The sequence below is a fragment of the Chitinophaga sp. CCNWYY40 genome (assembly GCF_037483205.1).
Lineage (GTDB): Bacteria > Bacteroidota > Bacteroidia > Chitinophagales > Chitinophagaceae > Chitinophaga > Chitinophaga ginsengisegetis.
On the sequence record NZ_JBBHLF010000001.1, the window covers coordinates 753172 to 768807 of the forward strand.

Consider the following 15636-nt stretch of genomic DNA (forward strand, 5'->3'; position numbering starts at 1 on the left):
ATTGCAGGTCAGAGCGGCTACATACGCTCAATCGATTAATTTGAAAGTTAAAAATGCATCCCTCGAAGAAATATTTACCCAGATAAGGCTGCAAACCGGTTTTAATTTTTTATATAACCCCAGCGCACTGGAAGAAACAAAAAAGGTTTCATTAACCGTTACTAATGCGTCGTTAAAAACAGTGCTTGATCAATGTTTCAAAGACCAGCCCGTAACATACGTGATCACTCAAAACAATGTGGTAATCAGCCGCAAAACTTCAGAACGGGAAATACTGGCCGTCCCTAACGCGGCCATCAAAATAACTGGTCAGGTTAATGACAGTAAAGGCTCGCCCGTTCCCGGCGTATCGGTAACCATTAAAGGCGCCACCACCGGCGCTATTGCAGATGCTTATGGCAAGTACAGCATTTCGGTACCGGATAAATCTGCTGTCCTGGTATTCCGCTCTGTGGGTTTTATAACCCAGGAAATAGCGGTAAATGATCAAACGGTGATCAATGTAACTTTAGCTGAAAAGCCGTCGGCGTTGAATGAGGTAATTGTTGTGGGTTATGGTTCACAAAAGAAAGCGGATGTTACCGGCTCCATTGCATCGATAGATGAAGAAGCTCTAAAAAGCGTACCGGCAAGTAACCTGGTAAGCGCGCTGCAAAGCCAGGCGCCAGGTATTGATATACAAAAAGCAGGCGGCAACAGTCATCCCGGCGCTACGCCATCCATCTCTATCAGGGGGCAACGTTCTTTGGGCGCCACCAACGATGTGCTGTATGTTGTGGATGGTATACCGTTCAACGGCAACTATATTAATGATCTCAACCAGGATGATGTAGTGGCGGTACAAATATTAAAAGACGCATCTGCAACCGCTATTTATGGATCAAGAGGAGCAAACGGCGTAATACTCATCAGTACTAAACGAGGCAAAACAGGCGCACCTGTAATTACTTACAGCGGTTATGCCGGCGTGGTAAGCCCACTGGGTTACTATGACGTGATGGATACCAAAAGCTACGAGACCTATAAAAAATGGGGCAACTATAATGCAAACAACCCGAACACCATCGGCACACCTAATCCTTATAATGGAATAGATGATCCTAAGTTCTATACAGATGGTATCACTTTCCTGCCCGCCGAATTAGCCGGTATGAAAAACGGAACTGCTACCGACTGGCAAAAGCTGATTTTTAAGAACGGCTTTAAAACCAATCATCAGCTCGGCGTGTCCGGTGGTACGGCATCAACAAAATATGCGGTTTCCGCCGGTTTTTATAATGAAACCGGCCTGTTTCCCGGCCAGTCATTCAGGCGTTATAGCTTCAAAGTAAGTGTTGACCAGCAATTGGGTAAGATATTTAAGATTGGCGTAAGCTCAATGAATACCGTGAGTAAAATTAATGGAGAAAGTATCAACCCGGTGGCCCAGGCGCTTACATCCAGCCCGCTTACCGTTCCTTACGACGAGAAGGGTAATCTCATTCCATTCCCCGGCGGCGGCTCTTTAACATATAATCCACTGGCCAACCTGAAGGAAGGCGCAGTTGTTCAAAACCGTTCCAGGTATAACACTTTTACAACTGTGTATGCCGAGGCACAGATCACGCCACAGCTTAAGTACCGTTTTAACGGGGGCGTAGAAATTACTCCGGAAACCTACGGCGAATTTTATGGCAGTGCCACCTATCAGAATCTGAGCGGCCCTTCCACTGCTAAAAATACCAATTACGACTATCACGACTATACGCTGGAAAACCTGCTGGTGTATGAAAATACGTTTGCTAAAAATCATCACTTAACAGCTACCGGCCTGTTTAGTTACCAGGATGATTATAAAGCCTCCACTACATTCAGCTACAACAATATCCTGGCAGATTATATTCAATATTTTAACCCGGCACTGGGCGCCAATCTCAGTGGTTCCGGGAGTTATTCGAAGTTTAATATTGTTTCATTCATGGGACGTATTAACTATGATTATATGAGCAAATACCTGTTAACCCTCACCATGAGGTCTGACGGCTCTTCCACGCTGGCGCCGGGAAATAAGTATCATATCTTCCCATCCGCAGCTGTTGGCTGGAATATCACCCGCGAAGATTTCATGAAAAATATTCCTGCGATATCAAGCCTGAAATTGCGCGCCGGTTATGGAACAGTAGGAAATGCTGCAGTAACACCCTACCAGACACTTGGCGGCATGGCATCGATCAATTACAATTATGGCTCTACAAACGTTACAGGCACTTATCCCAACAACGTACCCAATCCAAAACTCGGTTGGGAGTATACGGCAACGTTGAACCTTGCCCTGGACTTCAGCTTGTTTAATGACCGCATCAGCGGGTCCGTTGATGCTTATCGGCAACGCACCAGCAATCTGATACTTCCGCAAAATCTGCCTATTACAACGGGCTACACCTCACAGTTCCTTGCCAACGTGGGTAAAACGGAAAATAAAGGTCTGGAGATCAATCTTGCTTCAACCAATATCAGGGCTGTTGACCGAAATGATTTTGGCTGGACCACCAATTTCAACATCACCTTTAACCGCAATAAAATTACGGCGCTGCAAAATGGCGTAACTCAGGACATTGGCAATAACAGATTTGTAGGGGCTCCTATTAATGCGCTTTATAACTATGTAAGACTAGGCATCTGGCAAAATACGGCTGCCGATTCAGCCCTGGCCAGGAAGCTTAACCTGACGTTAGTGGGATCAGGTTCCGTGATTGGTACCATAAAAGTGGAAGACCTGAATGGCGACGGTGTGATCAACTCGAACGACCGTACAATTGTAGGCTCACGTCAGCCTAAGTTTTTCGGTGGCTTTACCAACCGTTTCAGTTATCGTGGTATTGACCTGACAGTCGTGTCTACCTACCGCGTGGGAGGAACACAGATCGCCTATTGGCTTCAACCCGGCAGCAACGTAAACGCGCTGAACGGAAAAATGAATAACCTGAATGTTAATTACTGGACCCCTTTTAATCAGGAAAACACTTACCCTAAACCTAATTTTAACGTAGGCTCGCCCGTTTATGGCGACCTGCTGGGTTATTATGATGCCTCTTATCTTAAAATAAGGACAATCAACCTGGGCTACACACTGCCGTCTCATATTGCAAAGAGAATCAGTGTACAATCACTCCGGGTTTATAGCAGCCTGAATGATGCCATCATCTTATTCTCTCCATTGCACGACCGGTTTCATGGTGTAGATCCTGAATCGGCAGGTACGTTAGGCGTAGATACACCGCCGAATAAATCGATACTCTTTGGTTTAAATGTCACATTTTAATTTTTATCACGATGAGATCCAGCATATATAAATCTATTCCACTGGCAGCAATTACTTTTTTTAGTTTGAGCTGTAACAAACAATTAATAGAAGAACCACATTCGGGGCTGACTCCACAGTATTTCAATACAGCGCAGGGCTTTCAGTCCGGCTTGGATGCCGCGTACGCGGGTAACCGGAATATATGGGGAACCGAAAACTTTATGACGATGACTGTACCGGGCACTGATGAGTTCAAATCCGGCGGTGGCGGCAATAATGATTTCAATATTTATTCAAGCAGCTTCGACGCCAGCAGTGGCTGGGTTTCCGGCATCTGGAATGCCTGTTACACCTACATCAATAACTGCAATGGTATTATTGACAACGGACCCGCAGTTACCGGTCTTGATGCGGCCACGGTTAAACAAAAAATTGCGGAAGCTAAATTTCTGCGCGCAAACTATTATTTCGTGCTTGTCCGTTTTTGGGGGCCTGTTACGCTTAATACCCATTTTATTGCAGAACCCAGTACAAGCGCTACCAGGGCGCCTGTCAGTGATGTTTACAACTTCATTATCCAGGACTTAAAAGATGCGATTGCCGGGTTGCCGCCAAGTCCTGTGCAAAACGGCGTATTGCCTGGTAAGGCTACCGCGGCTGCTGCATCACACTTGCTGGCAAAGGTATACCTGACCAGGGCATACTCTGAAGCCAAACAATCTGACGATTTTCAGAATGCTTATTCCACCGCGAAGGGGCTGATTGATAATAGTGCGGGCTTAGGTCTTGCGCTGCTGCCGGATTTTGGATCTGTATATGCAGAAGGTAATGAAGGAAGCAAGGAGGTACTTTGGAGTGTACAACATACTACCAATCTTACTTATAATAACAATAGCAGTGAGTTGAATTTTCACTATGTAATGGGGTATGAAAATTTCCCGGGCCTGGTTCGCTCTATGGCCTATGGCCGTCCGTTTGCGCGCGTAGAACTGACCCGCTGGATGAGCGATACCTGCTTTGCCGATAAAACAAACGACACCCGGTATTACAAAACATTTCAGTCGGTATGGCTATCTAATGCTGCCGACAAAATTCCTAAGGTAAATGGTGTTCCCAAATATGCACTTGGCGATACGGCTATTTATATGCCCGGAGTGGATGTCAGCAATGCCGATATTACCGCTTCACGCTACCTGCTTGTGCCGCCACGGAATTATACCCTGCAGCTATTTCCAACCATGCTCAAATACCAGGATACCAAAAGGGCGAGTATTAATGATCCGTCGGTAAGGCCGGTGATTGCTTACCGCCTGGCCGAAACCTATTTGCTGGCAGCCGAAGCGGCTTTCAATATTGGTGATAATGCCAGCGCTGCCAAATATATTAATGTTGTACGCGGACGCGCAGCATATCCCACCGGAAACGCTGCAGCCATGTCTATTACGCCGGCTGACGTTACACTGGACTATATCCTGGATGAGCGTGCACGTGAGTTAGCCGGTGAACAAACCCGCTGGCTGGATCTGGTAAGAACAAAGAAACTGATAGAACGGGTGAAATTACATAACCCGGATGCCGGGGTGAATATTAAAGACAAGCATATGCTTAGACCAATTCCTCAAAGTCAGATAGACAGAACCATCACCGGCGACAAGTATCCGCAAAATGCCGGGTATTGATCTTATAACAAAGTCCGCGGATCATTTCCGCGGACGTTTCTTCCTTTATATCGGATGCTTTTACAATGAAACGGAACGTTTTTTTCTGGCTGGTTTTTATAGCGCTCGCCTGGTTGCCGGCAGGCGCTCAACAGCCAGCGTACCTTTGCCGGCCCACGGCAGATCTATCTCTCTTTCTAAACTCCGGGGAAACCATTCGCTGGCAGATGCAGCAAGCGGCCAAAACAGGGAAAGGCGATGACATATCATCTGTTAATTACGATAGCAAAGCATGGTTGCCGGCACAGGTGCCCGGTACCGTATTAACCAACCTGGTAGCGAATAAAATTTATCCCGATCCTTACTATGGCGACAACAACCGCAAAAAGCGAAATCTCATTCCGGATATAGCCGATGCCGGCCGGGAGTTTTACCATTATTGGTTCAGAACCGATTTTCGTGTTCCTGCTTCCTATAAAGGGAAACGTATCTGGCTTAAGTTCAATGGCATTAATTACCGTTGCACCATCTGGTTAAATGGCGCCAGGCTGGGTGATATGGCAGGCATGTTCAATGACCGGTCTTTTGACATTACAACCCTGGCTGATTTAAAGGGTAAAAATGTGTTGGCGGTAGATGTGCAGCCGGTAGATTTTCCGGGTGCATATGATAAAGCCGGCGCAAAACGAACCGGCGCTGTTGGCGAAAATCATAACGGTGGCGACGGTGAGATGGGCAAAAACGTGAGCATGCTGATGAGCGTGGGCTGGGACTTTACCGCGCCCGATGGTATTCGTGACCGCAATACCGGAATCTGGCGGGATGTTGAGCTTTTTGCTACCGGTGATGTAATCCTCGCGCATCCATTTGTAAAAACTTCACTGCCGCTGCCCGATACAACATCGGCCAGGGAAACCATTTCGGTAGAAGTTAGTAATGCATCAGATCAGCCGAGGCAAGGTATCATTACCGGCAGCATCACCCAACCAGGTATTAAGTTCTCAGCGCCTTTTTCATTAGCGCCTCATGAAACCAGGACACTGGTATTTACACCGGAGGAATTTAAAGCGCTGACACTGCAGCATCCCAGGTTATGGTGGCCGGTTAATAAGGGCGAGCCTTATCTCTATGATCTTGATCTGCGTGCAATTGTGCAGAATAAGGAAAGCCACCATGTGCATACACAATTTGGTGTACGTACTGTCACTACGGATCGGCAAACACCCGATAAATCGCGTCGCTTCCTGGTGAATGGTCAGCCGGTATTTATCCGCGGCACAAACTGGGTGCCCGAAGCCATGCTGCGTAACAGCAGGCTACGAACGTATTCCGAGCTGCGCTATACACGTCAGGCGGGCATAAACCTGTTGCGGCTCTGGGCCGGCGGCGTTGCCGAATCTTATTATTTTTATGAGCTGTGCGACCGCTTTGGCTTGCTGGTCTGGAACGAGTTCTGGATAACGGGAGATACCCGGATGCCTGCAGACACTGCATTGTACCTGGAAAACGTGAAAAGCACCGTCAAAAGAATACGCAACCATGCATCGGTGGCTTATTACGTTGGCGCCAATGAATCTAAAGAGATGCCGGGAGAAGGTAAGCTGATTCTTTCTTTGGATGATACGCACGGTTACCAGGAACAATCCGAATGTTGCGGTGTGCACGATGGCAGCCCCTACAAATATGAAAATCCGATGCAATATTTTGAAAACACTGCATCGCGGCGGGGCAGCCGGGTTGATGGCTTTAACCCGGAATACGGAGCGCCCTGCACACCGGTGTATGAATCGTTAAAGCGCATGATGCCGGAAAAAGACCTGTGGCCGATTAATGATTCCGTGTGGACCTATCTTGATGGCAACGGGTTTCACCAGGTGAACACCCAATACCGGCAGGCTGTAAATGAGTTTGGTGAATCTTCTTCCATACAGGAATATGCAAAAAAAGCACAGCTGGTTGGCGCGTTGAATTTCAGGGCTATATGGGAAGTCTGGAACTACAATAAATTCAGTTATGGAGATCGCTGGACTTCGGGCTTTCTGTTCTGGTATCATAACAGTCCGCTTCCGCAAACCGCTTCCCGCATGTACGACTGGTACCTGGAACCCACTGCTGCCCTGTATTATTCGCAGAATGCCCTGGCTCCGCTTCATCCTCAGTTCGATTACCTGAAGAATTCCGTTTCGGTTTACAATGATTATCGCAGGCCGTTTACCGGTTACACGGTAGAAGCCACAGTTTATGACCTCGATGCGCAGCCGGTAAGAAAAAAATTGACAACTATAAATATTCCTGCAGATGGCGTAGTGAATGATGTTATTAAGATTGATTTTCCTGAGAATATCACCCAGGTACATTTTATCAAATTAACACTAAAAGATGAACATGGCCGGTTGATCAATGATGCATTCTACTGGCGTTCAAAAGATAGTTATAAAGGTGCATGGACAATGACGGGGCCCGCTGTATCAGGGTTTGCAGACATCAATAAACTGAAAAAGGCAAATCTGAATGTATCGGTTAAAAAGGAGATCAGGGAGAAAAAGATGTTGCTCAAAGTAACCGTTGCTAATCCTTCAGCCGCACTGTCTTTCTTCACCCGGTTAAAATTAGCGCATACCGACGGAAGCAGTGTTACACCAGCTTTTTATTCAGATAATTTCTTTTCCCTGTTACCCGGTGAAGTTAAATATGTTGATATTGAAATTCCGGCGGAAATCAATTATAAAAACCTGGTGCTGGTCACTGGTGCATTTAATTCAAAAAGTATAAAGATTACCTTATGATTAAAAGATATTTCAGCAGCGTTCTTATGCTGTCGTTTTTTATCACCCAGATAACGCTCGCTCAAACTGCCAATACTTTGCCTGATTGGGCTTTGGGTGGTTTTTCAAGACCACCGGGGAAGAATCCCATCATCTCACCGGATTCTACAGCCATCTTCACCGACCCAATGAGCATGTCAGAAATAAAGTGGGAGATCAACGATACCTTTAACCCGGGGGCGGCGGTTAAAGATGGTAAAGTAGTGGTCATTTACCGGGCTGAAGATAACAGCGGCGTAAAGATTGGTACCCGTACATCACGCCTTGGCTATGCCGAAAGCAAGGATGGCCTTCATTTCAAACGAAAAAGTGAACCCGTTCTTTTCCCGGCAGATGATGATCAGAAAACATTTGAATGGCCTGGTGGTTGCGAAGATCCGCGAATAGCAATGACCGAAGATGGCACCTATGTAATGCTGTATACCCAATGGAACCGTAAGGTGCCGCGTTTGGCAGCAGCTACCTCAAAAGACCTGGTGCATTGGACCAAGCACGGGCCTCTTTTTCAGGACGCCTATAATGGAAGATTCTTCAACATCGCTACTAAATCGGCATCTATCTTAACCCAGGTTAAGGGTAATAAACAGGTTATTGCCAGGCTAAACGGCCAGTATTTCATGTATTGGGGCGAGCGGCATGTGTATGCTGCCACATCTACTAACCTTACCGATTGGCAACCTTTGGTTGATGACAAAGGCGAGTTGCTGATCCTGGCATCTCCCCGGAAAGGTTATTTCGATAGCGACATGACCGAATGCGGCCCTCCTGCCTTGCTTACAGATAAAGGCATCGTCCTGTTATACAATGGCCGGAACGATGCAGCCAAAGGCGATAAACGCTTTGGGGAGGGATCATACAGTGCCGGTCAGATGCTATTTGACAAAGCCGAACCAACCCGTTTGATTGCGCGGCTTGACGTGCCATTTTTCAGGCCCCGTGAGGCTTTCGAAAAACGGGGCCAGTATTTAAGCGGAACCGTTTTTATTGAGGGGATGGTATGGTTTAAACATAAATGGCACCTCTACTACGGCTGTGCCGACTCAAGGGTAGGAGTTGCCATTTATGATCCAAAGCACCCGGCAGATTCGGATCCTGTTGAGGACGTTGCCCGGTAAACATTTTTCACCTTTTCATTCTCCTGAAAAACTTGCCAATACTATACGATACACTCATAGTAATGCAGAGGGGGCACACCCCGAAACGGAAAAATGTTAAGGTCACTTTCTTATACCAGGGCAGATGAGCGGGAATAAGAGGGCAGGTCTTACCATCTCCCTCATATTCCCTTATTCCCCAAATATTGACAGCTGTTTTCATTTTAACCGTTTTTTTATCAACCAAAGAAATGATAAAGGCAAATACCTGTTAATACCAAAGAGACAATACAAAGCGTGATTTTTGTTTTTGCAGACATAATTTAACCGTTTAAAGATGATTTCCTATTAATACCGGTTCCCGGAATTTATCACCCAAAAAACTATCTGCCTTCTTCTTTTGCCTTTATTTTCTTCACCTGTTGAATGCATTTATATTGCTGGTTGGCGGCTGTATGCCTGTTTTTCCAGCCCATTCTTTTCATTAATACCTCTATGGGGTCCCGGTAAAAGAAGATGGCTTTTAAAATGCGCTGGCAATGCCCTGTGATCCTGGATATCCAGGATTGTACTTTTTCATCCTTACTTTTTTCCTGGTGCAGTTCTATTGGAAAATCTTCTGTTGTGCATGAATACACGGATACATCTTCTACGGGCAGCAACTTATTATCCCGCAGATATTTTAGCCAGAGGTTCCTGGCAATGGAGAAAAGATACGTTTTCAGGGAGGCGGTAAGTAAGAAACCGGGTTGTCTCACTTTTTGAAGCAATACAATAATTGCTTCCTGGAAAATATCTTCCGCATCCTCATTTTGCCCGTAGTTATTAATAATATAGGTGGCAATAGTAGGAAAATAGTATTGATACAATATCTCAAAAGAAGCGTTATCCTCACTTCTAAGCATATTAAGCAGGGCATTGTCTGATATTGTTTGCATACAATTATGAACTTAGTCAATACTATATACCGGAAAGCGCGTTTTATCACCCACAAACTTAAAATTATTTAACGGATGATTTGCCGGGGCTTTCCCTGGTAGTGGCTAAAAAAATAAAATCCGCTACTGGAGCGGATTTTAAATGTATGCCGGGAATGCCTGTTTTAATTATCCCACCAAATCTTTGTACTCTGGATAGCTGTTTGTTGCGGTTGTGCATTTGTTAATATCTCGCTTTGCGGATATAATAACCGGCGGGGGATATCTATCAATGCGCCGTCTACTTTCTGCAATTTCGGGAAACCGGTTCTTCTCCAGTCGTTGTACGTTTCAAAATTGAAGATATTAGCTACTGCTTTTTCTTCCATGATCAGCTGTAGTGCATTGCTGCTGGTTAGTTTACGGCTGTTTACATAGGCGGTGGCGGCAGCGGAGGTAGTATCAATCCCGAGTTTTGACAGATGGGAGTTGATCGCATTTACATACACCGGCTGTGCTGCGGCGTAACCACTGGTGATCAGCAGGGCTTCTGCCTGTATGAATAGTGTTTCAGAATAATTGAATATATAATTGGAAGATGCTTTGGCGCCATAGAATGCAGCGGGGTAAGAGTACTTCGCCAGGTCTCCTGTGGGCGTACCGATCTTTCTGCCGGTATATAATCCTGTTGCCGTGGCGGGAGCAATCATCTTTGACAGCCGGGGATCATTCCGGTTACGCAATGAATCTATCAGTGTGGCATTCATCACGTAGGTGGTTACCGGCGTAAAGGTGAGGTACCAGATATTTTCCGATCCTGCTGCGCCTGCGTAATTGAATTTAAGATCGTCTGTGTTGGATGTCATGCCTTGCTTTAAAGCAGCTATCGCACTTTCGGCCTGCGCTTTGGCAGTATACCCGGGTGCTTTGGTGAGATGCAGGTAATACCTGGCTTTCAGCGACCATGCGAGCTTGCGCCAGGCGTTCATATTGCCGTTGTAGAAGTAGTCGTCGCCGGTGGGGCTTTTGGGACTGCTGTTTTTATCGATATTAGCAATGGCATCGGTGAGCAACGACTGGATATTTTTGTAGATATCTTCCTGTTTGTCGTAAGGCACTGTGAAAACGCCGCTGGTAAACGCTTTGGAATAAGGAATATCTCCCCAGAAATCCGTAGCCGTGCCCAGGGTGTAAGCGGTGAGTATTTTGGCAATGGCCGCATAATTCCAGTTGTTATTCGCTTCCGCTTTTTTATTCAGGGTGATCAGGTTGTTGAGCGAGGTTACGTAGAAGTTGGACCAGTCGCCATCCATATCAATATTAAATAACTGGTAACTGCCTACATAAGGATTCAGCTGGTTGGCAGCAATGTTCTGTACATAGTTTTGTATAATGATACCGGCGTTGCCACCCTGGATATTGTCGGAAATGTTCAGTTCCGCCGGCGCCAGGATCAGTGATTCCTGCACATCTACCGGATTGTTGGGATCGGTGTTTACGTCCAGGAATTTTTTGCATCCCTGTAAACAAAGACCCGTGAGCAGCAGTATATAAAGAGACTTTTTCATGTTGATAAATTTTAGTGGTGCTGGCATACTAAAAACTGAATTTCAGTGAAAAGTTGATAGAGCGTGCTGTAGGCGTGGAAAACGCATAGATGCCCTGTGAGCTGTTGCCCGTGCCATAGGAACTTACTTCCGGATCAGCACCGGTAAAATGCGGACTGTAGATCCAGAGATTTCTGCCGGATACTGCCAGCGAAGCAGATTTGAATGGTGTTTTAGCCAGGAAGGAACCCGGCAGGAGGTAAGAGAGACTTACATTCCGCAGCTTGATATAAGTACCATCCTGGATGGTAGATTCGTATTGCCTGGTTTGGTAGTAAGTTTGCGCGTCTACTGCCACAGTGTTAGGCTTTCCATCCACTTCGCTGATGCCTTTCACCACCATGCTACCGCGGGTAGCAGTTACCTTCGCAGTGCCGTAGTAGAAACCGGCTGACTCTACATCATTTTGCACATCGCCGCCTTTTTTCATGTCGAAGAAAAAGGAAAGGCTGAACTGTTTATAGCGGAAGCTGTTATCCATACCGGCCAGCCAATCAGGGTTAATATCTCCTACAATGCCCTGTTGCGGATCTACTACCGGTAAGCCACCGGCGTCGATAAGCAGTTCTCCGTTGCTGGCACGTTTATAACGATTGCCATAGAAGACGTTATAAGGTCGCCCTTTGATCAGGCGTCCCAGCTGGTCAATGTCTGGTCCCAGGGTAAGCACTTCGTTTTTGATCTTCGAAAAGTTCAGGGTAATATTCCAGCTGAAATCTTTTGTCTTCACCGGAGTAGCGCCCAGCAGCAGCTCTATCCCTTTGTTGGATATTTCTGCTGAGTTAAAAGTGGTATTGCTGTAGCCGGTGGCATTGGTGATTTGTGAACCTGGTATGAGTCCATTCTTGGAGCGGCGGCTAAAATAAGATCCTTCAAAGCTGATCCTATCGTTCAGGAAACGCATTTCAAGTCCTGCTTCATATTCATTGAGCCGTTCATTGATGAGCGTTGGGTTACCCAGCGCGGTTGTCAGTAAAAATCCCTGCTGCCCCTGGAACGGGAATTGGAAAAAACCGGCATTCGTGTTCCTGCCTGCCTGTACATAAGGAGTAGATAACGCGTACGCCCCTACGCCGTCGTTACCTACTGTAGCATAACTCAGCCGCACCTTTCCGAAGTTTATGATATTGGAAGCCTTCGGCCCCAGGAATTCGGAGAAGATAAAGCTGGCAGCAGCAGATCCGTAAGGGTAGAAGTTTTTATCGGGATTGAGCACGGAACTGCCGTCGTACCTGCCGGTTAAAGACAGGTTAAGGAAGCGGTTGTACTCAATATTAGCCTGTGAGTAGAAGCCTACTTTCCTGGTCTGGGTATAACTTTCAGTACCGGTGATGGTGCTGCCGGATGATAAGTTGTTAAAATCGTTGATGTTTAACCCGGTGCCATTAATATTCATATACTGGATGTAAGTAGTATAGATATTATTGCCGAGCAGCAGGTTCACATTGAATTTGCCAAATGTTTTTGTGGCGTTGATGATCAGGTCATTATTGAATTGCCGGAAGTTGATGTTCTGGTTCCTGATCTGTCCTGTGAGCCCGATCTGCGGACTTGGATGTTCTATGTACTTATCGGACTCCGTGTAAATATCCGCGCCCAGTCTTTCTGTAATTGTAAGCCAGCTGGTAGGAGTGATATTGGCCGTAAATACCGGGAGAAACCTGTTAACTTTTGAATCGTTGCTGATATTGTCGAGCGTCCACAGGGGCATATTCCTGGAATAGCGGTAGCCGCGCTGGGTGCCGTCCGGCATGAGTACCGGGTACGGATTCCACGATACCGGCTGCAGCAGCAGTACAAACAACGGCCCGTTGCTGGCGCCTTCCGGGAGCCTGTCCTGTTTTGAGTTGTTGTATCCCATCTGGAAAGTAGTGTTTACATACTTGCCTATCCTGGAATTGTACTTGGCAAAAAAGGAATGCCGCTTAAAGTCATTTCCCGGCATTACGCCTTTCTGGTTGAAATAGGAGTAGCTGAGAAAGTAGTTGGAATTATTGTTACTGCCGGAGGCAGAAATAGTATTGTTGGTAGTAATACCGGTACGGAAAAAATCGTACGGGTCGTAGGTAGGAGCCGGTTGACCGTTTACTTTGAGGGTATCCATGCGTGGGCCCCAGGAAAGGCTTGTTTTCCTGTCGGCATCCTCACCGTTATAAAAGATACTGGTGGTACCCTGTCCGTAAATATTTTGGCGTTCCGGCAACAGCGGATGCTCAAACGAAGCATCTGACGAAAAATTGAACACCGGTTTTTTATCCACACCGCCGTTTTTGGTGGTAATGAGTACCACGCCACGGGCGCCGGAAGAACCGTACAACGCAGTAGCGGCGGCACCTTTCAGGATGTTCACATTTTCAATAATAGCAGGATCAATATCTGCGATGCGGTTTACGCCGGAGCCCGCCGCCCCGCCGCCGATATTGCCGGTTTCACTGTTATCCACCGGCACGCCGTCAATTACAAATAACGCCTGGTTTTCCCCGGTTGGAGAAGAGTTGCCCCTGATAACGATGCGGGAGGAGGCCCCTGCATTGCCGGAGGAACTGGTGATCTGTATGCCCGGTACCTTGCCGGCCAGTGTATTCACCAGGTTGGGTTCCTTCGTTTTTAACAGTTCCTCGCCATTCAGTTGCTGGGAGCTGAAGGTAAGGTTGCGCTTTTCCCGTTTTACGCCCAATGCCGTTACTACCACTGCATTCAGCGCGGAGGTGTTGCTGGTTAAAGTAATGGCGAACGTTGTTTTGCTGCCTACCGGTACTTCCGTATTGAGGAACCCGATACTGGAAATGACCAGCGAATTTTTTTCATCTACAGTTAATTTAAAGGTACCGTCGGCGCCACAGGTGGTGACGGCCTTGCCACCTTTTTCCCTGACGGTGGCGCCAATAACAGGCGTGCCGGATGAATCGGCGACAGTGCCCGTAATCGCTCTCTTCTGCGCAGACGCAGAAAAGGAGAAGAGAACGAGAAAACATACCACACATAGTGGTACGAAGCATCCTGATACTGCTGATTTTGCTGATAGTGCCATTTGATTGAACGTTTGGTTGACAGGTTGAAGGCCTCCATAGAATAGTTAGCAGAATAAAAGTAGGTGTAAGCCGTAAATATGGATTCAGAATAATTAACCAATTGTAAACGTATATTATCCCAAAAACCGTTACGTGTATTAATATACACGTATGTTAAATGTCATATCGACAATAATCTGAATAAGAAGGAGAGTAGCTTTTTTTATAAGCGTTATTTTGACACTAATTTTAGATATTCACTGCGGGCGGGATGGAAGAACCGGGGTAGCATCAGGGTTGCACGCAAAAACGGGCACTCAATTGAATGATTGCCTGTATTCAAGAGGTGAATGGCTTGTTTTGGATTTAAAAAGCTTGTTGAAGGATTGTGGATGTTCAAATCCTAACTGGTACGCTATCTCTGCTACAGATAGTGAGGTAGTGGTTAACAGGTCTTTTGAGTGTTCGATCACCTTGTGCTGAATGTACTGTTGTGTGGTCATCCTGGCAATCGAGCCTAGCAGGTCGCTGAGGTAACGCATGGATAACTGCAACCGCCCGCAAACATACTGCACGGAAGGAAGCCCGTTTTTCAGTCCTTTATTTTCACTGAAATACTGGGCCAGTAAATTATCCAGGGAAGTTACTATTTCGTTGTTAATGCTTTTGCGGGTAATAAACTGACGGTTATAAAACCGGTTGCTGTAATTCAGCAGTTGCTCTATTTGCGAAACGAGGATAGACTGACTGAAAGCATCAATGTTATTTTCTAATTCCGCAGCGATGGTTGCAAATAAATTACTGATTATGCCTTTTTCCTTGTGCGACAGGAATAGCGCTTCCGAGGTGGAATAGGAAAAGAAACCATAATTGTCGATGAAATTATTGAGCGGATAGCCCCTGATAAAGTCAGGATGAAAAAACAGGGCATATCCCTCATAGCTTGATATATCATCCGGCGAAAAAACAATTTGCCGGGGTTTTATAAACGCCAGACCTCCTTCTTCAAAATCATAATATCCCTGGCCATATTTCACTTGTCCGCTGAAAGCCGTTTTAAAGGAGATTTTATACAGATCAAGACAGATCTTCTTTCCCTTCTCCATATTGCCTGGTTGTACCTGGTTATAATCGATCAGGCCAATCAGCGGATGCAAGGGCTCCGGCTGCCCCAGATCACGCATCAGTTCTGAGATGCTGCTGATTATACAGATATCTGGCGTTGATAGATTCATATTACT

At 46.3% G+C, this 15636-nt stretch carries 8 protein-coding genes; 4 read left to right on the plus strand and 4 right to left on the minus strand.

Translation table 11 applies throughout. The features are described 5' to 3' along the window. The first annotated feature begins 40 nt into the window (after window positions 1-40). From V7S65_RS03115 to V7S65_RS03130, 4 genes are all read left to right on the plus strand, one after another. Window positions 41-3301, plus strand: coding sequence for a TonB-dependent receptor (locus V7S65_RS03115; RefSeq protein WP_336386226.1), 3261 nt, complete (start codon window positions 41-43; stop codon window positions 3299-3301). A gap of 11 nt (window positions 3302-3312) precedes the next feature. Next, on the plus strand, window positions 3313-4962 hold the full coding sequence (locus V7S65_RS03120) for a RagB/SusD family nutrient uptake outer membrane protein (RefSeq protein ID WP_336386225.1): 1650 nt from the start codon (window positions 3313-3315) through the stop codon (window positions 4960-4962). 65 nt (window positions 4963-5027) lie between these two features. Beyond that, the gene (locus tag V7S65_RS03125) at window positions 5028-7727 is read left to right on the plus strand and encodes a glycoside hydrolase family 2 protein (protein WP_336386224.1); all 2700 of its coding nucleotides are present in this window, start codon (window positions 5028-5030) and stop codon (window positions 7725-7727) included. Beyond that, window positions 7724-8881, plus strand: coding sequence for a glycoside hydrolase family 130 protein (locus V7S65_RS03130; protein WP_336386223.1), 1158 nt, complete (start codon window positions 7724-7726; stop codon window positions 8879-8881). Before V7S65_RS03125 ends, V7S65_RS03130 begins: the two co-directional genes overlap by 4 nt. 362 nt (window positions 8882-9243) lie before the next feature. On the opposite strand, the gene V7S65_RS03135 is transcribed toward V7S65_RS03130, so the two are convergent. The 4 genes from V7S65_RS03135 to V7S65_RS03150 all read right to left on the minus strand — a co-directional run bounded on the left by V7S65_RS03135 (window position 9244) and on the right by V7S65_RS03150 (window position 15630). Next, on the minus strand, window positions 9244-9798 hold the full coding sequence (locus V7S65_RS03135) for an RNA polymerase sigma factor (RefSeq protein ID WP_079468278.1): 555 nt from the start codon (window positions 9796-9798) through the stop codon (window positions 9244-9246). A 164-nt stretch (window positions 9799-9962) separates the two neighbouring features. Further along, window positions 9963-11345 carry a SusD/RagB family nutrient-binding outer membrane lipoprotein gene (locus V7S65_RS03140; RefSeq protein WP_079468277.1) on the minus strand — a complete coding sequence of 461 codons (1383 nt, stop codon included), beginning with the start codon at window positions 11343-11345 and terminating at the stop codon, window positions 9963-9965. Window positions 11346-11373: 28 nt separating this feature from the next. Continuing rightward, window positions 11374-14415, minus strand: a complete 3042-nt coding sequence (locus V7S65_RS03145; RefSeq protein ID WP_336386222.1) for a SusC/RagA family TonB-linked outer membrane protein — start codon at window positions 14413-14415, stop codon at window positions 11374-11376. 297 nt (window positions 14416-14712) lie between these two features. Beyond that, complete coding sequence (locus tag V7S65_RS03150) at window positions 14713-15630, minus strand: helix-turn-helix domain-containing protein (RefSeq protein ID WP_336386221.1); 918 nt, start codon at window positions 15628-15630, stop codon at window positions 14713-14715. Window positions 15631-15636: the final 6 nt, after the last annotated feature.